This window comes from Mesorhizobium sp. M0037, from assembly GCF_040323635.1.
In the GTDB taxonomy this organism is placed as follows: domain Bacteria; phylum Pseudomonadota; class Alphaproteobacteria; order Rhizobiales; family Rhizobiaceae; genus Mesorhizobium.
The window spans coordinates 1-20,513 of record NZ_JAMYVB010000022.1; the positions used below are offsets into that span (position 1 = coordinate 1).

Annotated in this window: 25 protein-coding genes; 10 read left to right on the forward strand and 15 right to left on the reverse strand. The window is 63.4% G+C overall.

Features of this window, described 5'->3' with window-relative positions; genetic code table 11:
• Nucleotides 1-179 precede the first annotated feature (179 nt).
• The 3 genes from NKJ78_RS26220 to leuB all read left to right on the forward strand — a co-directional run bounded on the left by NKJ78_RS26220 (nucleotide 180) and on the right by leuB (nucleotide 2,180).
• Nucleotides 180-563, forward strand: coding sequence for a RidA family protein (locus NKJ78_RS26220; protein WP_023699291.1), 384 nt, complete (start codon nucleotides 180-182; stop codon nucleotides 561-563).
• Between the two features lie 13 nt (nucleotides 564-576).
• On the forward strand, nucleotides 577-927 hold the full coding sequence (locus NKJ78_RS26225) for a VOC family protein (protein ID WP_352460985.1): 351 nt from the start codon (nucleotides 577-579) through the stop codon (nucleotides 925-927).
• A 149-nt stretch (nucleotides 928-1,076) separates the two neighbouring features.
• Nucleotides 1,077-2,180, forward strand: a complete 1,104-nt coding sequence (leuB, locus tag NKJ78_RS26230; RefSeq protein ID WP_352460986.1) for a 3-isopropylmalate dehydrogenase — start codon at nucleotides 1,077-1,079, stop codon at nucleotides 2,178-2,180.
• Nucleotides 2,181-2,189: 9 nt separating this feature from the next.
• Here leuB and NKJ78_RS26235 read toward each other — a convergent pair whose 3' ends face one another.
• From NKJ78_RS26235 to NKJ78_RS26250, 4 genes are all read right to left on the reverse strand, one after another.
• On the reverse strand, nucleotides 2,190-2,588 hold the full coding sequence (locus tag NKJ78_RS26235) for a MarR family winged helix-turn-helix transcriptional regulator (RefSeq protein ID WP_352460988.1): 399 nt from the start codon (nucleotides 2,586-2,588) through the stop codon (nucleotides 2,190-2,192).
• A gap of 49 nt (nucleotides 2,589-2,637) precedes the next feature.
• Nucleotides 2,638-3,066 carry an SRPBCC family protein gene (locus NKJ78_RS26240; protein ID WP_352460989.1) on the reverse strand — a complete coding sequence of 143 codons (429 nt, stop codon included), beginning with the start codon at nucleotides 3,064-3,066 and terminating at the stop codon, nucleotides 2,638-2,640.
• 193 nt (nucleotides 3,067-3,259) lie between these two features.
• On the reverse strand, nucleotides 3,260-3,982 hold the full coding sequence (locus tag NKJ78_RS26245) for a DUF805 domain-containing protein (protein ID WP_023730273.1): 723 nt from the start codon (nucleotides 3,980-3,982) through the stop codon (nucleotides 3,260-3,262).
• A 323-nt stretch (nucleotides 3,983-4,305) separates the two neighbouring features.
• Entirely contained in the window at nucleotides 4,306-6,147 is a 1,842-nt protein-coding gene (locus tag NKJ78_RS26250) for a DEAD/DEAH box helicase (protein ID WP_023698853.1), read from the reverse strand.
• A gap of 423 nt (nucleotides 6,148-6,570) precedes the next feature.
• Here NKJ78_RS26250 and NKJ78_RS26255 point away from each other — a divergent pair, with 423 nt between their 5' ends.
• The 3 genes from NKJ78_RS26255 (at nucleotide 6,571) to NKJ78_RS26265 (ending at nucleotide 8,236) form a co-directional block, all read left to right on the forward strand.
• Nucleotides 6,571-7,605, forward strand: coding sequence for an aspartate-semialdehyde dehydrogenase (locus NKJ78_RS26255; protein ID WP_352460990.1), 1,035 nt, complete (start codon nucleotides 6,571-6,573; stop codon nucleotides 7,603-7,605).
• A 179-nt stretch (nucleotides 7,606-7,784) separates the two neighbouring features.
• Nucleotides 7,785-8,000, forward strand: coding sequence for a GNAT family N-acetyltransferase (locus NKJ78_RS26260; RefSeq protein WP_023706770.1), 216 nt, complete (start codon nucleotides 7,785-7,787; stop codon nucleotides 7,998-8,000).
• A gap of 11 nt (nucleotides 8,001-8,011) precedes the next feature.
• A complete protein-coding gene (locus NKJ78_RS26265) occupies nucleotides 8,012-8,236 on the forward strand; it encodes a GNAT family N-acetyltransferase (protein WP_352460991.1) in 225 nt (74 codons plus the stop codon).
• A 3-nt stretch (nucleotides 8,237-8,239) separates the two neighbouring features.
• Here the strand turns inward: NKJ78_RS26265 and NKJ78_RS26270 are convergent, their stop codons facing one another.
• Complete coding sequence (locus tag NKJ78_RS26270) at nucleotides 8,240-8,647, reverse strand: ACT domain-containing protein (RefSeq protein WP_023671700.1); 408 nt, start codon at nucleotides 8,645-8,647, stop codon at nucleotides 8,240-8,242.
• 356 nt (nucleotides 8,648-9,003) lie between these two features.
• On the opposite strand from NKJ78_RS26270, the gene NKJ78_RS26275 reads away from it, so the two are divergent.
• From NKJ78_RS26275 to NKJ78_RS26285, 3 genes are all read left to right on the forward strand, one after another.
• A complete protein-coding gene (locus NKJ78_RS26275) occupies nucleotides 9,004-9,414 on the forward strand; it encodes a DoxX family protein (protein WP_023687655.1) in 411 nt (136 codons plus the stop codon).
• Nucleotides 9,415-9,428: 14 nt separating this feature from the next.
• Nucleotides 9,429-9,956: an SRPBCC family protein gene (locus tag NKJ78_RS26280; protein WP_352460992.1), complete on the forward strand. Its 528-nt coding sequence runs from the start codon at nucleotides 9,429-9,431 to the stop codon at nucleotides 9,954-9,956.
• Between the two features lie 153 nt (nucleotides 9,957-10,109).
• A complete protein-coding gene (locus NKJ78_RS26285; protein WP_023687657.1) occupies nucleotides 10,110-10,373 on the forward strand; it encodes a YMGG-like glycine zipper-containing protein in 264 nt (87 codons plus the stop codon).
• An 88-nt stretch (nucleotides 10,374-10,461) separates the two neighbouring features.
• Here NKJ78_RS26285 and NKJ78_RS26290 read toward each other — a convergent pair whose 3' ends face one another.
• From NKJ78_RS26290 to NKJ78_RS26320, 7 genes are all read right to left on the reverse strand, one after another.
• Nucleotides 10,462-11,307 (reverse strand): acyl-CoA thioester hydrolase/BAAT C-terminal domain-containing protein, encoded by an 846-nt coding sequence (locus NKJ78_RS26290; RefSeq protein ID WP_352460993.1) that lies wholly within the window; start codon nucleotides 11,305-11,307, stop codon nucleotides 10,462-10,464.
• An 88-nt stretch (nucleotides 11,308-11,395) separates the two neighbouring features.
• Nucleotides 11,396-11,797: a 30S ribosomal protein S16 gene (gene rpsP / locus NKJ78_RS26295; protein WP_023671705.1), complete on the reverse strand. Its 402-nt coding sequence runs from the start codon at nucleotides 11,795-11,797 to the stop codon at nucleotides 11,396-11,398.
• Between the two features lie 105 nt (nucleotides 11,798-11,902).
• Nucleotides 11,903-12,229 (reverse strand): chorismate mutase, encoded by a 327-nt coding sequence (locus tag NKJ78_RS26300; RefSeq protein ID WP_023671706.1) that lies wholly within the window; start codon nucleotides 12,227-12,229, stop codon nucleotides 11,903-11,905.
• Nucleotides 12,230-12,236: 7 nt separating this feature from the next.
• On the reverse strand, nucleotides 12,237-13,823 hold the full coding sequence (gene ffh, locus NKJ78_RS26305; protein ID WP_352562730.1) for a signal recognition particle protein: 1,587 nt from the start codon (nucleotides 13,821-13,823) through the stop codon (nucleotides 12,237-12,239).
• 382 nt (nucleotides 13,824-14,205) lie between these two features.
• Entirely contained in the window at nucleotides 14,206-15,150 is a 945-nt protein-coding gene (locus NKJ78_RS26310; protein WP_352562731.1) for a CPBP family intramembrane glutamic endopeptidase, read from the reverse strand.
• A gap of 149 nt (nucleotides 15,151-15,299) precedes the next feature.
• Nucleotides 15,300-15,899: a DUF1236 domain-containing protein gene (locus NKJ78_RS26315; RefSeq protein ID WP_023683834.1), complete on the reverse strand. Its 600-nt coding sequence runs from the start codon at nucleotides 15,897-15,899 to the stop codon at nucleotides 15,300-15,302.
• Between the two features lie 62 nt (nucleotides 15,900-15,961).
• On the reverse strand, nucleotides 15,962-17,059 hold the full coding sequence (locus NKJ78_RS26320; protein ID WP_352460996.1) for a zinc-binding metallopeptidase family protein: 1,098 nt from the start codon (nucleotides 17,057-17,059) through the stop codon (nucleotides 15,962-15,964).
• Between the two features lie 293 nt (nucleotides 17,060-17,352).
• On the opposite strand from NKJ78_RS26320, the gene NKJ78_RS26325 reads away from it, so the two are divergent.
• The gene (locus NKJ78_RS26325) at nucleotides 17,353-18,150 is read left to right on the forward strand and encodes a lytic murein transglycosylase (protein WP_023687663.1); all 798 of its coding nucleotides are present in this window, start codon (nucleotides 17,353-17,355) and stop codon (nucleotides 18,148-18,150) included.
• 100 nt (nucleotides 18,151-18,250) lie between these two features.
• On the opposite strand, the gene NKJ78_RS26330 is transcribed toward NKJ78_RS26325, so the two are convergent.
• The 3 genes from NKJ78_RS26330 to NKJ78_RS26340 form a co-directional block, all read right to left on the reverse strand.
• Nucleotides 18,251-18,715: a hypothetical protein gene (locus NKJ78_RS26330; RefSeq protein ID WP_352460997.1), complete on the reverse strand. Its 465-nt coding sequence runs from the start codon at nucleotides 18,713-18,715 to the stop codon at nucleotides 18,251-18,253.
• A gap of 45 nt (nucleotides 18,716-18,760) precedes the next feature.
• Entirely contained in the window at nucleotides 18,761-19,069 is a 309-nt protein-coding gene (locus NKJ78_RS26335) for a hypothetical protein (RefSeq protein ID WP_352460998.1), read from the reverse strand.
• Between the two features lie 145 nt (nucleotides 19,070-19,214).
• Complete coding sequence (locus NKJ78_RS26340; protein WP_352460999.1) at nucleotides 19,215-20,438, reverse strand: argininosuccinate synthase; 1,224 nt, start codon at nucleotides 20,436-20,438, stop codon at nucleotides 19,215-19,217.
• Nucleotides 20,439-20,513 lie beyond the last annotated feature (75 nt).

Below are 20,513 nucleotides of genomic sequence, written 5' to 3' on the forward strand. Positions count from 1 at the left end.
TGCCCTTGCCGTCTCTCTCCACGCCCAAAGCCTATAACGCAACGGGCCCCTTGAGGGGGAGATGTCCGGCAGGACAGAGGGGGGTGCTGTCCCGCCGACGACCAAGATTTGCACCTGACTTGGCCCATGGCCCGGCCGGCCCTTTTCCTGCAAAGTGTCCGAAACCACAGCGAGGCTCCATGCGCACGCTCATCTCCACCGGTTCGCCCTTCGAAAAAACCGCCGGCTATTCGCGCGCGGTGGTGCAGGGCGACTGGTGCTTCGTCTCGGGAACTACCGGCTATGACTATGCGACGATGGCCATGCCGGAAACGGTGGAGGCGCAGACGCGCAATTGCCTGGCGACCATCGCCGAGGCGCTGAGGGATGGCGGCTTCGACATGGCCGATGTGGTGCGGGCGCATTACTACATCACCGACCAGGCCATCGCGGACGTCGTCTTCCCCATCCTCGGCGAGGCTTTCGGCGAGATCAGGCCGGCGGCGACGATGATCGTGTGCCAGCTCAACAAGCCGGAAATGAAGATCGAGATCGAAGTCACGGCGCTGCGGCGCACGGCTTGAGGAGGCCAAAGCCATGACGGTCCGGCGCATCGTAGCCAATATCGGGACGCAGGACGCGGCGGCGGCGAAACGCTTCTATCAGGACGTGCTTGGCCTCGATGTGCTGATGGATCAGGGCTGGATCGTCACCTACGGGTCCGACGAACGGATGCAGGTGCAGATCAGCTTCATGGCCCAGGGCGGCTCCGGCACGCCGGTGCCGGACCTCTCCATCGAGGTCGACGATGTCGATGCGGCGCTGCAAGGCATGAAGGCCGCCGGCTTTGCCGTCGAATACGGTCCGGCCGACGAGCCGTGGGGCGTACGGCGGTTTCATCTGCGCGATCCGTTCGGCCGGTTGGTGAATATTTTGTCGCATAAGTGATTTGTTCCTCTCCCCCTCCTCTGTCGAGGGCGAGGAACCCAGGTTCTGAGAGGCGGGCGCCGTCGTAGCGTTCTTCATCCCCTTGCGCCGCAAGCTCTTGGCGTTTAGCAAGGCCGCGGTTTCTCCAAACAGTGTTGGGACGGTTCTCCATGGCTTCGAAAAATCTTCTCCTGCTCGCCGGCGACGGCATCGGCCCCGAGGCGATGGCCGAGGTGAAGAAGCTGATCGCAGCCATGAACGTCAAGCTCGGCAGTGATTTCGTCACCGATGAGGGTCTGGTCGGCGGCTGCGCCTACGATGCGCATGGCGCGGCGATTTCGGATGCCGACATGGCAAAGGCGATGGCTGCGGACGCCGTGCTGTTCGGCGCCGTCGGCGGGCCGAAATGGGACAAGGTGCCTTACGAGGTGCGTCCCGAGGCCGGGTTGCTACGGCTGCGCAAGGATATGGAGCTGTTCGCCAATCTCCGGCCCGCCATCTGCTATCCGGCGCTGGCCGCGTCGTCCTCGCTGAAGCAGGAAGTCGTCGAGGGCCTCGACATATTGATCGTGCGCGAGCTTACCGGCGGCGTCTATTTCGGCGAGCCGAAGCAGATCATCGATCTCGGCAACGGCCAGAAGCGCGGCATCGACACGCAGGTCTACGACACGTTCGAGATCGAGCGCATTTCCGGCGTCGCCTTCGAGCTGGCGCGCACGCGCAAGAACCACGTGACATCGATGGAAAAGCGCAACGTCATGAAATCCGGGGTGCTGTGGAACGAGGTTGTCACCCAGACCCAGAAGACTCGCTATGCCGACGTCAAGCTCGACCACATGCTGGCCGATGCCGGCGGCATGCAGCTGGTGCGCTGGCCAAAGCAGTTCGACGTCATCGTCACCGACAATCTGTTCGGCGACATGCTGTCCGACATCGCCGCCATGCTGACCGGATCGATCGGCATGCTGCCGTCGGCCTCGCTCGGCGCGCCCGATGTGAAGACCAAGAAGCGCAAGGCGCTGTACGAGCCGGTGCATGGCTCGGCGCCCGACATTGCGGGACAGGGCATCGCCAACCCGATCGCCATGATCGCGTCGTTTGCCATGTGCATGCGATATTCGTTCGGGATGGTCGATGAGGCCGACAAGCTCGAAGGCGCCATAGCCGCCGTGCTCGACGACGGGCTCCGGACGAAGGATATTTTGTCCGACGGCATGACCGAAGTCGGCACTGTCGAGATGGGTGACGCCATCATCGCCAAATTCCTGGCTTAGCGGCCAAACTCAGCGGATCTCGCCGGCTAGCCGTCTCAGCAGGCCGACGAGTTGCGCCTCGTCCACGGTTGAAAAAAAAGCAGCGTCGGCGGCTTCGACGGCGACGATAGCGCGCTGGACTGCGGCCGTCCCCGTCGTGGAGACGCGGATCACCTTGGCGCGGGAATCCCGCGGGTTGGTGTCCCGCACAATCAGTCCCTTTGCCTCGAGCCGGGCGACGACGTCCGATGTCATCTTCACCTCGGTGCCGGCCTGGGCGGCGAGCTGCACCTGGTTGGGCGGCTCGCCATAGCGGCCGAGCCACATCGCCGAAGCCAGCAGCACGAACTGGACATGGGTAAGGTCAAGCGGGGCCAGCGCCGCCGTCATGACGCGCTGCCAGCGCATGGTGGTTCGCCAGAGCAGCAAGCCGGGGCTCTCGGATGGTCCGCTGAAGCGCGTGTTCAGATCCCCCCGATCAGCCACCGTTCGCCAACACCCTTGCCTGCTCGAACAGTTTGGCCATCGAAGTGTCGAAATCGCCGCTGATCTGCGGCCCGAGCTCTGGTCCGACCTCGGCGACCGATGGGCCGGAAATTTCGAGGCGATGAGTCACTTGAGTGCCACCCTCGACCGGCGTCAGCGTATGCCTGAACAGCAGTTTCGTGTCGCCGAACGAGGTCTCGTCGGCATAGGTTACAGCGTCGACGAGGTCGACGATCGTCGATTCGAAGGTGTCCTGCCCGACGGGCGTTACAGAGACGCGGGTGCCCTTGGCGAACGGGCCGTGCAGCACGAAGGTATCGGACCCTTCGTAGGTGAGGCGGCCTTCGTGCAGCGCCTTGAGCGCGTTCCAGATGGCCTGCGCCGAAAGGGGGGAAATTGCGGTGTACTCGTTGGTCCACATTTGTCTTGGCCCCATCATCCGTTTTCGATCGTCGATTTGATGATTGCACAGATTATCTGTGCACAGACTAAATGGCAAGAGAAATATTTCGTTCGTTCGGTCAAAACAGCAGCTGCCTTCCCGGCTGCGACCTAAGCCATTGTTATAGCACGGCTGTCCGCAAACAGCCGGCTGCTCATTTCTTGGTGCGGGTCTAGGCTCCGCCTCCTCTAGGCACCGGCCCCCACTGGTTTTCGTGGGCCTGGGTCGGGATCAATCCGAGTATCAGCGCGAGGATCAGCGTAGCCGGAGCGAACATGAAGGTGATTGCGAAGTAAGGTATTGCCAGCCAGCCGGTCAGGCCGATGTCGTGCAAGCGGCGCACGACGAGCCCGACCCAGGGCAGGAACGTCGCCAGCCAAAACAGCCCCCAGACGCCGATCATCACAATCGGCCAGTTGCCGGCATCGAAATTGCCGACGGCCTGGTCGGCGAGGGCGCCGGCAATTCCGACCAGGATGAAGCTGACGGTCCAGAACAGGCAGTAGCCCCAAAATTCCTTGCGGCGGGCGCGTTCGGCGAAGTTGATGTAGTTGCGCGTCACGCCTCGCCAGAAATAACCCGGCAGTCCGCTATCGCGAACCGCGCCGTCTTCCGCCAGGCGGCCGAAATGCTGTGGCGCGGCTGAAGCGGCAGCCGCCTTGGGCGGCGCGGCGCTTGCCGCTGGCGCAGCGGTGGCGGGACTGGCGGGCTGGGCGCGGATTGAAAAAACGTCGCGCGCCTGACCGCTTGCCGGCAGAAACTCGACCACTGCGCCGTTCGCGATCACGGTATCACGGCGCAGATCCTCGCGCGCGAAGGTGTAGCGGTTGCCGTCCGCCCCGGTGATGAAGCCGAAACCCTGGGCCTCGTCATAGTGAAGAACTTCGCCGCGCATTTAGCCTCGCCCCCGTGCAGGCACAGACTGTTCAAAGTTGCGGCGGACTGCAAGGGGGTGGACGAAATGGAGGGCAAACGGTTCAGGCATGAGTTGCTTTATTTTCCGGTGCGTTGGCGCTGCCCCTCACCTGCCTGCCGGCATCCTCTCCCGTATAGTGACGGGGAGAGGGGTCGCTGTTATCGACGATTCCGCCAATCACCAACGCTGCAAGAAGAGCGCCAAGGCTGCGGTCCGCCCTTTCTCCCGTCACTATACGGGGAGAAATGCCCGGCAGGGCAATGAGGGGCAGCGCCTGCATTTGTAATTGGCCGATAAGAGCCTCAAACCGGCCGCTTCTTCGGCTTCTTGTTCTTCGGCGGTCCCGCCTTGTCGAATTTCGGTTTCCCGGCCCAAGGCTTTGCATCGCCGGCGGGCCGTTCCCGCTTCTCGAATTTCGGCTTGTGTGCGCTTTGCGGCGCCTCGAACGGTCGCTTGCCGCGATGCGGTTTCTTGTCCGGCTTCGGCGCCTGGTAGCCGGCCCGCGACAGGTCGGGCGTGCCGTCCAGGCGCTTCACCACGATGTTGCCCTGCAGCTTCTTGTCGGGGCCGATGGCGGCGAGGAAGCGATCGGCCCAGTCGGCCGCGATCTGCACGTAGGTCTCATCCTGCTGCATCTTGATGGAGCCGATCTCGCGCTTGGAGATGTTGCCGGTGCGGCACAGCATCGGGATCAGCCAGCGCGGCTCGGCATTCTGCTTGCGCCCGATCGACAGCGAGAACCAGACACTGTCGCCGAAATCGTCGCGCCGGCCTGGCGCTTCATCGCGGCGCTCGAATTTTTCGCCCGCCGGTTTGTCACGCGAAGGCGTGAACGGTGCGACATCCGTAAGCTCCTCGGGCGCCGAGCGGCTGGCGCGGCATTGGCGCACGAAGGCGGCCGCAATCTGTTCGGCGCCATGCCTGGCCAGAAGCGCGTCGATGAAGCCGCGCTCGTCCTCGGCCACCGGCTCGTCGAAGGCTGGATCGGCAAGGATGCGCTCGTCGTCGCGCTTGATCACGTCGTCGGCCGAGGGCGGGCTCGCCCATGTCGCCTTCAGCCCTGCATTCTGCAGCAGGCGCTCGGTGCGCTTGCGGGCGCCGTTGGGTACGATCAGCGCGCTGACGCCCTTGCGTCCCGCCCGGCCGGTGCGGCCGCTGCGGTGCAGCAGCGTTTCGGGATTGGTCGGCAGGTCGGCGTGGATGACCAGTTCGAGATTGGGCAGGTCGATGCCGCGCGCGGCGACATCGGTGGCGATGCAGACCTTGGCGCGGCCGTCGCGCATTGCCTGCAGAGCGTGGGTGCGCTCGTTCTGGCTGAGTTCGCCCGACAGCGCCACGACCGAAAAATTGCGGTTGTTGAAGCGTGCCGTGAGATGATTGACGGCGGCGCGGGTGTTGCAGAACACCAGCGCGTTCTTAGCTTCGTAGAAACGCAGCACATTGATGATGGCGTTCTCGCGGTCTGGGTAGGCGACATTCAGCGCCCTGTATTCGATGTCGAGATGCTGCTTTTCCTCGCCGCCGGCCGAGATGCGCACGGCGTCGCGCTGATAGCCCTGCGCCAGCGTGGCGATCGAGCGCGGCACGGTGGCCGAAAACATCAGCGTGCGGCGCTGAGCCGGTGCGGCATCGAGGATGAATTCGAGGTCCTCGCGAAAGCCGAGGTCGAGCATCTCGTCGGCCTCGTCCAGCACCACGGCTTTCAGCGCCGACATGTCGAGGGAGTTGCGGGTGATGTGGTCGCGCAGGCGGCCGGGCGTGCCGACGACGATGTGGGCGCCGCGCTCCAGCACGCGCCGTTCGGAGCGCATGTCCATGCCGCCGACGCAGGACGCGACGGTGGCGCCGGTCGGCGCGTAGAGCCATTGCAATTCGCGCATCACCTGCAAAGCGAGCTCGCGCGTCGGCGCCACGGCCAGCGCCAGCGGTGCGCCAGCCTGGTCAAAACGTTCGGCGCTTCCAAGAAGGGTCGGCGCCAAAGCGAGGCCGAAGGCGACGGTCTTGCCTGAGCCGGTCTGCGCCGACACCAGAGCGTCGGACTCGCCGAGCTCCAGCACGGCCTTCTGCACTGGCGTCAGCTCGGTATAGCCGCGTTTTTCCAGCGCTTCTGCCAGCGCAGGAACAATAGCTTCGAAATTGGACATCTCACTCTTTCGGAATTCAGGGTCTGGGCTCATCATGGAGCACATGCCGGGGCTGACGCACGCCAGCCAAACACTATTTGGGCGTTCGTACTTCTTGCGGCCGCTATTGTACAGGGCAGGCGTGTGCCTGGCCGCAATTGACTCCTGACGCAAACCGCGTAAAAGCCGGCATCGAACGGGATCATTTTCGATGCGCGGCCTTCTGATGGCTCTTCTTGCATTCGACTTCCCCGGCCACAATCATGGGGCCGGGCGCGTTGGCGCGTCTTACCGTTCCAGCAAAACTATGGCCAAAACCACCACCAAAACGGTGTGATTCCCTTGGCCTAACCACCCTCTCCCGGGTCCGGCCCGGGGGACGAAACCCGCATTGGCCGGCGGGTTTTCTCCAAAAACCAAGCGGAGAGGGACAGGAGATTTCTGATGAGTTTCAAGGTTGCGGTAGTCGGCGCCACGGGCAATGTGGGTCGCGAAATGCTCAACATACTGGAAGAGCGCGGCTTTCCGGTAAGCGAAGTCGTGGCGCTGGCCTCGCGGCGCAGCCAGGGCACCGAAGTGTCGTTCGGCGACCGTTCGCTGAAGGTCAAGACGCTCGACCAGTATGATTTTTCCGACACCGACATCTGCATCATGTCGGCCGGCGGCAACGTCTCGAAGGAGTGGTCGCCGAAGATCGGCAAGCAGGGCTGCGTCGTCATCGATAACTCGTCGGCCTTCCGCTACGACCAGGACGTGCCGCTGATCGTGCCGGAAGTGAACCCGGATGCGATCTCGCTGTTCACCCGCAAGAACATCATCGCCAATCCGAACTGCTCGACGGCGCAGCTGGTCGTGGCGCTGAAGCCGCTGCACGATGTCGCCACCATCAAGCGCGTCGTCGTCGCCACCTATCAATCGGTATCCGGCGCCGGCAAGGAGGGCATGGACGAACTCTTTACACAGACCCGCGCGGTGTTCGTCGCCGATGGCGTCGAGGTCAAGAAGTTCACCAAGCGCATCGCCTTCAACGTCATTCCGCATATCGACGTCTTCCTCGACGACGGCTCGACCAAGGAAGAGTGGAAGATGGTCGCCGAGACCAAGAAGATGCTCGACCCCAAGATCAAGCTGACGGCGACCTGTGTGCGCGTGCCGGTGTTCATCGGCCATTCCGAAGCCGTCAACATCGAGTTCGAAAAGCCGATCACCGCCGACGAGGCGCGCGACATCCTGCGCGAAGCGCCGGGCTGCCAAGTCTTGGACAAGCGCGAGGATGGCGGCTACATCACGCCGCTGGAATCGGCCGGCGAGGACGCCACCTTCATCTCGCGCATCCGCGACGATTCGACCATCGACAACGGCCTGTCGATGTGGATTGTCTCCGACAATCTGCGCAAGGGCGCGGCGCTGAACGCGGTGCAGATCGCCGAGCTGCTGGTCGAGCGCGGCCTGATCCAGCCGAAGAAGAAGGCGGCATAGTTTATTCGCTCAAGGGCCGTATCGCCGCTGCCGCGGCGGGCCCTCCGCGGGGGCGCCGGAAAGCCGGCGGCCCGCAGTCGCGGGCTCGCCTTCGGCCGAAGCCTTCCTTCTCCCCGTTCACGGGGAGAAGGTCCCGGCAGGGGGATGAGGGCAGCGCTGACCTTTGTTGAGAAACGCCTTTGAACGATCCCACCAAAATCGTGCTGCGCCCCGCCACGGCTTTGGATGCCGCGACCATCGCCATTGTCATGCGGGCCGCACTTGGCTCGTTCTCCTGGATGCCGGTCATCCACACGCCGGATGAGGATCTTGCCTTCATCCGCGAGATCGTGCTGTCCCGGCAGCAGGTGACGGTCGCCGAGGCCGGCACGGCATTGTCGGCTTCATTGCCCTGAGCGGCGATTGGGTGGAACAGCTCTATCTCGACCCCGCCTGGATGGGGCAAGGCATCGGCAGCCGGCTGCTGGTGCAAGCGACCGCCCCGCTACGGATCGTTAAACTGCATTGCTTCCAGGCCAACACCGGCGCGCGTCGCTTCTACGAGCGCCATGGCTTTCGCCCCGAGGCGTTCGGCGCGGGCACCACCAACGAAGAAGGCCTGCCGGATATTCTCTACGTGCGTCGAGCTTGATATTCAGCCGGCGTTATCCTTGGCCAGTTGGCGCAATAACTCCATCGCTTCCTCGGCCCGCTCAGCGGGCACGAACAGATGGTCATGATAGAAAGCAGAGACCGGATTGACGCCCATGCCGGCGGCGGCCAGCCGGGCGGTGATGGCGGCGAGGAAGCCGACGGCTTCCAGCGAGGAGTGGACGTTCAGGGTGATCATGCGGCAGCGGAACGAAGCGGTCAGCCCGGCCGCCCGTGCCGCGTCCTCGGTCACGATCAGTGTCACACCCTCGCGCTCGCGAAAGACCATCACGGGATCGAGGCCTGCCTGCCGGCTGATTCCAGGTGTGAGCGTAGCGAACACGTAGACGTCCGGCAGCAGTTCCGGCGTCATCGCCGCCAGCAGCTTTTTCAGATCAGTCTCGCCGGCCATTCGCTCGTCTCTCGCCCAGCCCTATCAATAGCCGTGACTGGTGGATGTCGATAGTCCGTCAAGGTGGAGGGACAGCGCCCCCCTCTGCCCTGCCGGGCATCTCCCCCGCAAGCAGGGAGATCGGCGGTTTCGATGCTCCGCTCATTCATGGAACATTGCCGAAGCGGTCGAGCGTGTAATCTCCCCCCTTGCGGGGGAGATGGCCGGCGGGCCAGAGGGGGGTGTGAAGGATCGCCACGCAGCGGCTTTTGCTTGCTGCTACCCAAAAAGAATCCGCACCCTGTAGGATCGCCGCCCCATCGCTCGTCCTTGGTCCGAAGCCAGCAAACGGCTCGAACCGCTTAGGAGGGAACACCGTGAGTATTTCTCAAACCATGCCCGTCTCGTCGGGCGCCCTGTGGACCGGCCGCGTGCTCAGCGGCCTCATCATCCTGTTCATGATCTTCGACGGCGTCATCAAGCTGCCGCCGCTCGATGTCGTCACCCAGACCATGGTGCCGCTCGGCTGGCCGGCCGATGTCAATGTCGCGCGCACGCTCGGCATTATCGGGCTGATCTCGACCGCGCTCTATGCGCTGCCCCGCACCTCGGTGCTCGGCGCCATCCTGCTCACCGGCTATCTCGGCGGCGCCATCGCCACAAATATGCGCGTCGGCAGCCCGTTGTTTTCGCACACGCTGTTTAGCGTCTATCTCGGCATCATCCTGTGGGGCGGTCTCTATCTGCGCGACCCAAGCGTGCGCGCCCTGATCCCGTTCAGCCGTTAAGCGAGGAGAAAAACATGCTCAGCACCATTCTCATCCTCCTGGTCGTCATCATCGCCGCCGTGCTCATCTATGCGGCGACGAGGTCGAATGATTTCGTCACCGCCCGCACCGCCAGCATCAAGGCCGCGCCGGAAGCGATCTTTCCGCTGATCAACAATTTCAAGCAGTGGCCGGAATGGTCACCCTACGAAAAGCTCGACCCGCTGATGAAGCGCACGCTGTCGGGCGCTGATGCCGGCAAGGGCGCCGCCTACGCCTGGGAAGGCAATGCCAAGGCCGGCAAGGGACGCATGGAGATCGTCAATTCCGTGCCATCCTCGCTGGTGTCGCTGAAGCTCGACTTCGAGAAGCCGTTCCGGGCCAGCAACAGCGTCGACTTCACCCTGAAGCCCTCGGGCGACACCACCGCTGTCACCTGGGCAATGCGCGGCAACCGGCCCTTCATTGCCAAGCTGATGGGCCTGTTCATGAGTTTCGATACGCTGATCGGCAAGGATTTCGAGGCTGGCCTCGCCAATCTGAAAAAGGCAGCCGAAAGGTAGAAAAGCCTGGATTTTCAACAAGCTCGGCGGCGGTCGGCACGAATGTGACCGGCGCGGACACCGCGATCTCTCACGTCATCGGGATCAAATCAGCCGTCTGGGAGTTAGAGCCGTGGCGGCGAGGACGGCGATCCGCGTGAGAGAGGAACGATAATGAAAAGAGCGATGATCATTCTGGTACTGGCGACCGCACTGGGTGCGTGCTCGCAAACCGAAAAGGGTGCCGCGGTCGGCGGCCTCGGCGGCGCGGCGGTTGGCGCAGCTGTGGCAAATGATCCGGTTCAGGGCGCCGTCGTCGGCGGCGCCGTCGGCGCCGTGGCCGGCGCGCTGATCGGCCGTGCCAGCGAAAGCGGTCAATGTCGCTACCGCGGCCGGAACGGGCGCACCTATATCGCCAGCTGCCCCGACGGTTATTGAACACAGCCAGGTCCAACATCGGAAACCGGCGGCTATAGATCGCCGGTTTCGCTGTTGCCTAAGGCAGCTGGACCATTGGCTGCGTGCGCTACAGCAATCCCCGGATATGCTCCCAAGCCAGGCGGCCCAGGCGCGTGTCGGCGTCGTCATTGCCGCCATGGGCATGCAGCCTCGAGCGCGGCGTGATTTCGCCCGGCAGCAGAATGCGGTGGCCGGCGTCGGGCACTGAGACGAGGCAGGTGGTCATTGCGGTGTCCTGGCGACGCCGAACGATCGACTGGGCAAAATCCAGCGATGGCCATAGCGCGTCGTCGCCGCCCGCAACCAGAACAATGTCGGCTGAAATAGCTTCGACGGGAATGGCAGCCTTGGCCGCTGCGTCCTTGAAGGTTTGCAAGGCACGCAGGAAGAGCCCCCGGTAGGACACCAGACCATCGACATACTCAGCGTTCCAAGCGGGATTGCTTGGGACAAACGGCAAAGGAATCCCCTCGAGCGTCCACGACGATCGTTCCGGCCAGCTGACGCCGTCGCGGCCCGGCCCGATATTGCCCCAGACCACCGATGTCGGGCTGATCGCAACCACGAGGCCGATGCGTGGATCGTGAGCCGCCGCAAGCAGGGAGGCCTCGGCGCCTTTCGAGGTCCCGACATAGACGATGCGCCGGCATCCCATCTGGACAAGATAGCCGGTCGCCGCGAAAAACGTTTCGAGCGGGATCTCGCAAATGCCGGGCACCTGACCTTCGCCGCCAAACCATTGCAGCGCGAGAGCGGATGCTCCTTCCTTGGCAAAGAGCCGGGCGCGGGTGACGTCGATGCGGCCGCTCGATCCGCTCAGCACGACGACGCCTGTCGTGGCGCCGGCGCATCGCAACAGCGTTCCGGCTACGCCGCCGAAAAGGGCCTCTTCCGTGACGGTCCGCTCAGTCATCTTTCGTTCGAACGCCATATGACATCGCCGCACAATAGCAAAACGGCGGGCAGAGGCCCGCCGTTTTGTCGATGCGATGACGCGATGCTTATTCGGCGGTGGCGGCTTCCGCTTCGGCCGGGGCTGCAGCAGCGGCGGCAACGGCGGCGGCAGCGTCTTCCTGGGCCTTCTTCAGCAGAGAGGCGCGTTCCTGCGCCTTCTTGCCGGGCTCGGCCTTCTTCGGGTTGGAGCGGGCTTCGCGCTTGAGGAGGCCGGCCTCATCGAGGAAGCGCAGCACGCGGTCGGTCGGCTGGGCGCCGTGCGACAGCCAATGCTTGACGCGGTCGGCGTCGACCTTGACGCGCTCGCCGTCCTTGGGCAGCAGCGGGTTCCACGAGCCGATCGACTCGATGAACCGGCCGTCGCGCGGCGAACGGGCGTCGGCGATGACGACGTGGTAGTAAGGGCGCTTCTTCGAGCCCGCACGGGCCAGTCTGATCTTCAAGGGCATTTCATTTCTCCTAAAATTTCTGATCTCAGTGTTGGGTTAATGGCTTTGTCTGGTGCAGGTCGTTGTCCCAAAACCGCTGCGCACTTTTGGGCGACATGCACTTTGTTAGCCGGTTTTGCTTGCGCCGTTGGACGCGGCGATCTGCTCGTGATGGCGGATCACTTCGCGGACGACGAAGTTGAGGAATTTTTCCGCGAAATCGGGGTCGAGATGGGCGTCCTTCGCCAGCTGGCGAAGGCGGGTGATCTGCTCCTGCTCGCGCGCCGGGTCGGCGGGCGGCAGGCCATGCTCGGCCTTGAGCACGCCGACCGCCTTGGTGCAGCGGAAGCGCTCGGCGAGCATATGGATGAGGGCGGCGTCGATGTTGTCGATCGAGGCGCGATAGCCGGCCAGGATGGTGCGTGCGTCGGCCATGTCTTTTTCTTCGTTCATAGCGTCCTCACTTCTTCCTTCCGAGGCCGGGCAGACCACCGCCGCCAAGGCCGGGAAGCTTCATGCCGCCGGGCAGACCGGGCAGGCCACCGCCGCTCGGGGTGGGCAGGCCCTTCATGCCGCCAAGACCGGGCATCTGCTTCTGCAAGGCTTCGAGCTGCTTGGGATCCATCTTGGAGAGGTCGGGCATGCCGCCGCCCATCATGCCCCCGGGGCCGCCCGGCATCATGCCGCCGAGGCCCATCTTGGAGGCAAGGCCGCCCATCATGCCGCGCATCAGGCCGCCGCCTTTGCCCTTGCCGCCCATCGCCTTCATCATGTCGGCCATGCCGCGATGCATTTTCAAGAGCTTGTTGATCTCGGCCGCATCCGTGCCTGAGCCGGCGGCGATGCGCTTCTTGCGCGAATGTTTCAGCATGTCCGGATTGGCGCGCTCGGCCTTGGTCATCGACGAGATGATGGCGAGCTGGCGGCCGAACATCTTGTCGTCGAGGCCGGCGGCGGCCATCTGGTCCTTCATTTTGCCCATGCCGGGCATCATGCCCATGATGCCGCCCATGCCGCCCATTTTCGACATCTGCTGAAGCTGGCCGGCAAGGTCGTTCAGGTCGAACTTGCCCGACTGCATCTTCTTGGCCATCGCCGCCGCCTGCTCGGCGTCGATGTTTTCGGCGGCCTTTTCGACCAGCGAGACGATGTCGCCCATGCCGAGGATGCGGTCGGCGATGCGCTTTGGGTGGAATTCCTCCAGCCCGTCCATCTTTTCGCCGGTGCCGATCAGCTTGATCGGCTTGCCGGTGACGGCGCGCATCGAAAGCGCGGCACCGCCACGGCCGTCGCCGTCCATGCGGGTCAGCACCAGACCGGTGATGCCGACGCGCTCGTCGAAGCTTTTGGCGAGGTTGACGGCGTCCTGGCCGGTCAGCGAATCCGCGACCAGCAGGATTTCGTGCGGGCTCGACACCTTCTTGATGTCGGCCATCTCCACCATCAGCGGCTCGTCAATATGGGTGCGGCCGGCGGTGTCGAGGATGACGACGTCGTGACCGCCGAGCTTGGCTGCCTGGACGGCGCGCCTGGCGATGTCGACCGGGTTCTGGCCCGCAATGACAGGCAGCGTCGCGACTTTGACCTGCTCGCCGAGCTGGCGCAGCTGCTCTTGTGCCGCGGGCCGCCGCGTGTCGAGCGAGGCCATCAGAACCTTCTTGTTCTGGCGCTCGGTCAGGCGCTTGGCGATCTTGGCCGAGGTCGTCGTCTTGCCGGAGCCCTGCAGGCCGACCATCATGATGACGACCGGCGCCGGCGCATTGAGGTCGATGGCGACGCCCTCGGCGCCGAGCATGTCGACCAGCTCGTCATGGACGATCTTGACGACCATCTGCCCGGGCTTGATCGACTTGACGACAGCCGCGCCGACGGCCTTCTCGCGCACCTTGTCGGTGAAGGAACGCACCACTTCCAGCGCAACGTCGGCTTCGAGCAGCGCACGGCGCACCTCGCGCAACGCCGCCGAGACATCAGCCTCCGACAGCGCGCCGCGGCCGGTCAGGCCGTTCAGGATGGAGCCAAGGCGCTCCTGAAGTGATTCAAACATTGGTCAACCCGCCGCGCGAGAGCGCCTCGGATTCATGGTGATCCCTGTCGGGCCGATGGCCCTCCACGCCTCTTGTGCGCTCCTGCAGCGATTCAAACATTCCGTTTCCTTTTTCTCAGGCACCCCGATGGTGCCCGAGAGGTAGTGCGTTCGCGCCGCTCATCCAAGCAAAGCTCAAAACCAAAAAGCACCCGGGGGCGCTCAGCGCTGCCGGGTGTTGGCCTCCGGGATCTGTTTACAGCACCCACCTCAAAAGGTTTTGGCGTCCTGGTCGGCTTGCTCGGAGGGATACTCGTCGCGGATTTCGGGGCTGTAGACAGGAAATCGGCCGAAGAGTCAAGACAAGGCGGCTTGCCGGTCTCTGGGTCGGTCCCTGTTTAGTTCACCCTGCATCCCGAGGGTCGGCCGTAACCTTCAGCGGCGAGCGCGGGTGCAGAAGCAGCAGGATCGTCAGCAAGGTGCAGACGATACCGATGGCGGCGATGATGACGGCATCCATCGTCGTCCAGTCCGGACCTTCCAGCGGCTTGGCGTTGAACAGGGCGAAGGAATTGTAGTTCTCCTGATGCGAGATCAACAGGAAGCCGGTGAGATTGTTGCCGAGATGGGCGCCGAAGGCGGCGCCGAGATTGCCGGTGACATAAACCACCAGCGTCAACAGCAAGGCAAAGGCGGCGATCGAGGCCAGCACGCAGGCGTTGATGGCGGGGGTCGAGCCCGGGCTCCAATGCAAGGAGGTGAACAGCAAAGCGGGCAGTAGCGCCCACACGTAAGGGCTCTCGAAGCACTTGGCCAGGCCGCGCAGCAGGTAGCCGCGAAACAGCATCTCCTCGGACGAGGTTTGCAGCAGGGTAAGCGCCACGATCGGGAGCAGGAACAGCAACCAGGTCGACAGGTTGATCGTGCCGCGGGCGATTTCGGGCTGTAGCCAGTAGAGCAGGATTTCGGAAAGCGCCGATGTGATCAGCACCGCGACCAGGCCCTTGAGGAAGCCCGACAAGGACACGCGGCGGCTGGCACCGAAAAGCGCCGAGAGCGGCTCGCCATGGACGAAACGCATGGCAAGCCAGAGGCCGAGCCAGATGCCGGCAAACGAGGTGAGTGCGGTGAGTATGCCGATGGGCGAGGCCAGAAAGCCCTGAAGCGGCGGACCGCCCGGCAATACATGCCAGAGGATGGCGACATAGGTGCCGCCAAGCACCACAACCAGGGTGATCGCCACCCAGAACAGGACGACGACCGCCGTTCCGATTATCAGCCGCGGCAGGTTCGTCTTTTCGGTGGCCGTGTTGCGATAGCGCTTGAAGGCGGTTGGATCTGATATCACGCGAGTTCCTCTGCCGAACGCATCGGGTCGCATGATCTAGGGGATCGTCGGCTCTCGCGCAATTGCTGCTGCTTCAGCGAGCCCTTGTGCCGCCCTCAGCCTCGGCAGGAGGGCGGCACGAGTTCACTTGTCATTCTTTCCAGGCAAAATCAGCGCACGACGTACATGATGCGCCGTGTCTGCGGGTCGACCAGCGCCTGCTGGCCATTCACATAGACGTAGCGGTAGCGATAGTCGGGGATTTCGCGTAGTTCGACCGTGTCGGGCAAGGTGGCACCGGTCACCACCTCGCCCTCGAGATAGACAGGATCGAGCCGGTGCGTGCTGACATAGGTGCCGACTTCCGCCGGTGGCCTGTCGATGGCGTCGACGGGGCCGTCGTCGGACAGAATCGCACCGGTATAGGTATCGGGATAATCATCCTGCGGCGGTGTAACCACGGTGATGGCGGCGTCGGCGGGGCGGCGTGTCAGAACGACCCGGTTGCCGCCGAAATCGGCCGTGACATAGTCGGAATAGACCCAGCCCTGGCCTCCGGCTTCGGCAATGGTGCACCATTTGCTGTTTTCGATGCAGCCATTGAGCGTCGCCGACTGGCCGGCGGCGAGCACGCCGATCACAGGATATTGCGGGCCGGGGCCGGCGCGCACATTAAGGTCGGTGACGGCCGAGACGGCGGTATCGGCGAGTGCCGCACCCGACATCGCGACAAGCGCCCCGGCGACGGCCGGAAACAATATGCGTCTCATGGTTTCTCTCCCTTTCATGGTCCCTCGCGACACCAAACGAAACCAGAGCGCATGCGTTCCGGCTAAAATACCGACGCCAGCTCACGATTTGTTCCGATTTCTTTCGGCAAACCGGTCAAAAGCTCATGCACGAAGCTGAGTTTCTGCGCCGTCACGTCCGAAATGACGAAGGGATAAAGGTCGGGCAGGCCCATGCAGCGGTTGATCGAGTTGGAGGCTTCCGAGAGTACCAGCCAGCGGGCGAGAATCTTTTCGAACGGCTCGGGCACGGCGTTGGGTTCCGCGGGCGCCGCCTGCAACCGGCCGCCGGTGTCGCCTTGCGGCAGCACATTGGTCTCCATCGTCTCAAGCTGGCCGAGTGGAAAATTCAGCGCGTGCACCATCTCCAGCGTGTCGGTGATGTGGAGATGGTGCGCCCAGGTCTCGGCCCAGTCCTCCCATGGATGCGACGTCGCATAGGCGGAGATGTGGTTCTGCTGCCAGTCGGGCGCAGCGCCATTGGCGTAATAGGCCTTCAGCGCCTGCTCGTAGTCGGGGCGTTCGTCGCCGAACAGCGCCCGGAAGGCTTCGAGCCGTTGCGGCACGTCGCGGATCAGCCGGTCCCAGTAGTAATGGCCAAGCTCATGACGGAAATGACCAAGCAGCGTGCGGTAATTTTCGCCCATCTCGACGCGCCGCCGCTCGCGCTCGGCCGAGTCCGCCTCGGCGACGTTGAGCGTGATCAGGCCGTTGTCGTGGCCGGTAAGGATGCGTTCGCCGCCGGGACCGCCGCCGATCGGATCGGCAATGAAGTCGAAGGCGAGGCCGATTTCATCGCCGTGCTTGTGCTTGGGCGCTACCGGAAGGCCGAAGGCGAGCAGCGAATAGACGGCGCGCTTCTTGGCCGCCTCGACGCGAATCCAGCGGCGGCGGTTGCCGTCGACGGAGAGGTCGGGGATCAGCTGGTTCAGCACGCAGGCGCGGCAGTAGGTATGGCCCGGTTCGGCCATCCAGTTGCAGGCGCATTCATCCGCATTGGTGCAGTGGAAGATGCCGTCGACATCAGACAAGGCAAAGCGCGCATGCTCGGGATCGTAAAGCACGAGACTCCCGCAATTCAGGCACTGCGCATTCTCGAAGTAGAGGCGGTGGCCGCAATGCGGGCAGTCGAACAGTTTCATGTCGATCTCGATGCGTCAGGCGTTGGCGTATGGCGTCAGAGGAGGAATATGGTGCGGAGCGGCGCCTCGCCCAAACGCCCGCCACGGGCCGCCGTTCCATGCCCCCGTCACCTCTTTTTACCCGAGCAGCGAATTCGCCTGCCCGGCGCCGGGCGTTTCGGCCACAATAAGCACTTGATCGTAAGCAAATTCCGCTGCATTGGCCAGGGTAGCGCCGGGGGTACGGTGACAATGGCGCGTTTCGCTGGCAAGTTCGCAACCGGGACGTGATTCAGGCAATCAGGAGAGAAAGCATGGCATTGCTTGCCAAGGGAAAGATTATTGCTGCCGCGGTGGTCGCGGTACTTGCGCTGGCGACGGGCGCGCAGGCGGCGGCCAGCTGCGGCAAGACCGGCGCGGGCTTCGAGGCGTGGAAGCAGGACTTTGCCGCGCAGGCCAGGTCCGAAGGTGTCGGCGGGAAGGGTCTGGCTGCTCTGGCCGGTGCCAGCTACGCGACAAAGACAATCTCCGTCGACCGCGCCATCCACAAGGCGTTCAGCGGTTCGGTGGACGCCTTCATGAAGCGTCGTGGCGGAGCTGCGATCATTTCCAGGGGCCGTGCGCTGAAGAAGTCGAATGCAGCGATGTTCGACAGGATCGAGAGCAATTACGGGGTGTCGCCGGGCGTGTTGCTGGCCATCTGGGGCATGGAAACCGGCTTCGGAGCCTCCCTGGGCAACCAGAACACGGTCTCCGCCATTCTGACGCTTGCCTATGATTGCCGTCGCCCGGGGTTCTTTTACCCGCATGCCATTGCGGCGCTGAAGCTGGTCGATCGCGGCGCGCTGAGCGCCTCGTCGGTTGGGGCTGCGCATGGCGAGATCGGCCATACGCAGTTCCTGCCCGGCAATGTCCTGAAGTACGGCGTCGGCAACGGAAATCTGCGCGACAAGGCGACGGCCTTGGCTTCGACGGCCAACTTCCTCAAGGCTCATGGCTGGCGGGCGGGTGCGAGCGCGAGTGCGAATATGGGCGCCATCGCCGGCTGGAATTCCGCCAGCGTCTACCAGCAGGCCATCGCCCAGATCGCCGACGCAATCGACGGCAACTGATAGAAACCTCTATTCGATGGAGAGCCCGGCCATGTGCCGGGCTCTTTGTTAATGAGAACGTCAGAATCCAATCGCTCGAAACGACTCCTGCACACTGCTCTCAATAATGCGCGTAGCCGCTCAACGGGCATTTTTGGGAGATGGGAACCTGGAAGGCGCCATCGACACCGCTGCAGTTGCGGTACTTGGACGTTCGCGGCGCGGTGGCTTTCGCCCTTGACCTGCCCTTAATATCCACTCCTGTCGGTTGGTCCGCGTGCGCGTAGCCGCTTAACGGGCATTTCTGGGACGCGGGAATCTGGAAGGGGCCGTCAAAACCATTGCAGCTACGCAAGTTGGACGCCCGTGTCGTCTTGGCGCGCGTGGCAGCCTTTGGCTTGCCTTTAATGTCCACCGAGGTCGGTTGGTCGGAATGCGCGTAGCCGCTTAACGGGCATTTCTGGGACGCGGGAATCTGGAAGGGGCCGTCAAAACTTTTGCAGGTGCGCAACTGCGGTGCTGCCAGGGCCTGCGATCCGCCAAAGACGATTGCGGCCGAAAGCAAGAGAAAAATACTGGTCTTCATTGTCGAACTTCCTCTGTCCAGCACGTAATTTAGATCGGACCGCTGTCAATCGCCTTTGATGACCTTCCAGATGTCCGTGGACTGGTCGAACTGGAGGCGGTTTATGTCGGAGAAGGTCAGCCGGCCGCTCTTCATGGCATCGACAAGGCGCCGGCATAGCAAAGGCGGCATGCGTTCCAGGGAAACGCCCATGAAAGCGGCGATCTCGTGTTTGGCCGATATGTTCGATATGGCCACCTTGCTGATGCAGCGCTCGTACGCCGCCTTGGGATACTCACTCACTTGCTCCTGTCCGGTTTGGCAACCGGCAAGCATGGCGGCCATTGCAGGCAACACTAAAAACCACGGCTTCATGTCAAATGCCCCCATCGATCATGATGAGAGGCTAGATACGGCTGCGCAAATATCAAGCATTAAAAGGCGGGTACGTCTTTTGCAATAGTTGGGCGCAAATAAAACCAGGCATCTCCGCCGGGTTTTCCTGGAATAGTAGTTGGGCTCAACCCTTGCGGTTGCGCGCGGCCAGCGTTCTCAGCCGCAGCGCGTTGAGGCGGATGAAGCCGGCGGCGTCCTTCTGGTCGTAGGCGCCGCGGTCATCCTCGAAGGTGACCAGCGCGTCGGAATAGAGCGTCTTCTTGGACTTCCGGCCGGTGACCATGACATTGCCCTTGTAGAGTTTCAGGCGCACCGTGCCTTCGACGTCTTCCTGGCTCTTGTCGATCATCGCCTGCAGCATCAGCCGCTCGGGCGAGAACCAGAAGCCGTTGTAGATCAGCTCGGCGTAGCGCGGCATGAACTCGTCCTTGAGGTGGCCGGCGCCGCGGTCGAGCGTGATCGATTCGATGGCGCGGTGGGCGACGATCAGGATGGTGCCGCCGGGGGTCTCGTAGACGCCGCGCGATTTCATGCCGACGAAGCGGTTCTCGACCAGATCGAGCCGGCCGATGCCATTGTCGCGGCCAAGATCGTTAAGCGCCGTCAGCATGGCGGCCGGCGACAGTTGCTTGCCGTTCAGCGCGATCGGGTCGCCCTTCAAGAATTCGATCTCGATCTCGGTGACCTTGTCCGGCGCGTCCATTGGCGAGACGGTGCGCTGATGGACGAATTCCGGTGGCTCGCTCCACGGGTCTTCCAGCACCTTGCCCTCGGAAGAGGAGTGCAGAAGGTTGGCGTCGACCGAGAACGGCGCCTCCCCCCGCTTGTCCTTGGCCACCGGGATCTGGTGCTGCTCGGCGAAGTTGATCAGGTCGGTGCGCGACTTGAACGACCAGTCGCGCCACGGCGCGATGACCTTGATGTCGGGGTTCAGCGCATAGGCGGAAAGCTCGAAACGGACCTGGTCGTTGCCCTTGCCGGTGGCGCCATGCGCAATGGCATCGGCCCCGGTCTCCCTGGCGATCTCGACCAGGTGTTTGGAGATCAGCGGCCGGGCGATCGAGGTGCCGAGCAGGTAGGTGCCTTCATAGACGGCATTGGCGCGAAACATCGGGAACACGAAGTCGGCGACGAATTCCTCGCGCACATCGACGACGCGGATATCCTTGATGCCCATCATCTCGGCCTTCTTGCGCGCCGGCTCCAACTCGCCACCCTGGCCGAGATCGGCGGTGAAGGTGACGACTTCGGCGCCGAGCTCGGTCTGCAGCCATTTCAGGATGATGGAGGTGTCGAGACCGCCGGAATAGGCGAGCACGACCTTCTTGACGTCTTTTGTCTTGGGCATTGCTGGGGACATTTTGGCGGTTCCGCGATGAGTTTCGCGGGCGAGGTATCACGGCATTTCCGGCCAGCGCAAGGG

Coding starts and splice junctions, on each gene's coding strand:
- NKJ78_RS26220 (WP_023699291.1), top strand. CDS start 180: ATGCGCACGCTCATCTCCACCGGTTCGCCCTTCGAAAAAACCGCCGGC.
- NKJ78_RS26225 (WP_352460985.1), top strand. CDS start 577: ATGACGGTCCGGCGCATCGTAGCCAATATCGGGACGCAGGACGCGGCG.
- leuB (WP_352460986.1), top strand. CDS start 1,077: ATGGCTTCGAAAAATCTTCTCCTGCTCGCCGGCGACGGCATCGGCCCC.
- NKJ78_RS26240 (WP_352460989.1), bottom strand. CDS start 3,066: ATGTGGACCAACGAGTACACCGCAATTTCCCCCCTTTCGGCGCAGGCC.
- NKJ78_RS26245 (WP_023730273.1), bottom strand. CDS start 3,982: ATGCGCGGCGAAGTTCTTCACTATGACGAGGCCCAGGGTTTCGGCTTC.
- NKJ78_RS26250 (WP_023698853.1), bottom strand. CDS start 6,147: ATGTCCAATTTCGAAGCTATTGTTCCTGCGCTGGCAGAAGCGCTGGAA.
- NKJ78_RS26255 (WP_352460990.1), top strand. CDS start 6,571: ATGAGTTTCAAGGTTGCGGTAGTCGGCGCCACGGGCAATGTGGGTCGC.
- NKJ78_RS26270 (WP_023671700.1), bottom strand. CDS start 8,647: ATGGCCGGCGAGACTGATCTGAAAAAGCTGCTGGCGGCGATGACGCCG.
- NKJ78_RS26280 (WP_352460992.1), top strand. CDS start 9,429: ATGCTCAGCACCATTCTCATCCTCCTGGTCGTCATCATCGCCGCCGTG.
- NKJ78_RS26285 (WP_023687657.1), top strand. CDS start 10,110: ATGAAAAGAGCGATGATCATTCTGGTACTGGCGACCGCACTGGGTGCG.
- NKJ78_RS26290 (WP_352460993.1), bottom strand. CDS start 11,307: ATGACTGAGCGGACCGTCACGGAAGAGGCCCTTTTCGGCGGCGTAGCC.
- rpsP (WP_023671705.1), bottom strand. CDS start 11,797: ATGCCCTTGAAGATCAGACTGGCCCGTGCGGGCTCGAAGAAGCGCCCT.
- NKJ78_RS26300 (WP_023671706.1), bottom strand. CDS start 12,229: ATGAACGAAGAAAAAGACATGGCCGACGCACGCACCATCCTGGCCGGC.
- ffh (WP_352562730.1), bottom strand. CDS start 13,823: ATGTTTGAATCACTTCAGGAGCGCCTTGGCTCCATCCTGAACGGCCTG.
- NKJ78_RS26315 (WP_023683834.1), bottom strand. CDS start 15,899: ATGAGACGCATATTGTTTCCGGCCGTCGCCGGGGCGCTTGTCGCGATG.
- NKJ78_RS26320 (WP_352460996.1), bottom strand. CDS start 17,059: ATGAAACTGTTCGACTGCCCGCATTGCGGCCACCGCCTCTACTTCGAG.
- NKJ78_RS26325 (WP_023687663.1), top strand. CDS start 17,353: ATGGCATTGCTTGCCAAGGGAAAGATTATTGCTGCCGCGGTGGTCGCG.
- NKJ78_RS26330 (WP_352460997.1), bottom strand. CDS start 18,715: ATGAAGACCAGTATTTTTCTCTTGCTTTCGGCCGCAATCGTCTTTGGC.
- NKJ78_RS26335 (WP_352460998.1), bottom strand. CDS start 19,069: ATGAAGCCGTGGTTTTTAGTGTTGCCTGCAATGGCCGCCATGCTTGCC.
- NKJ78_RS26340 (WP_352460999.1), bottom strand. CDS start 20,438: ATGCCCAAGACAAAAGACGTCAAGAAGGTCGTGCTCGCCTATTCCGGC.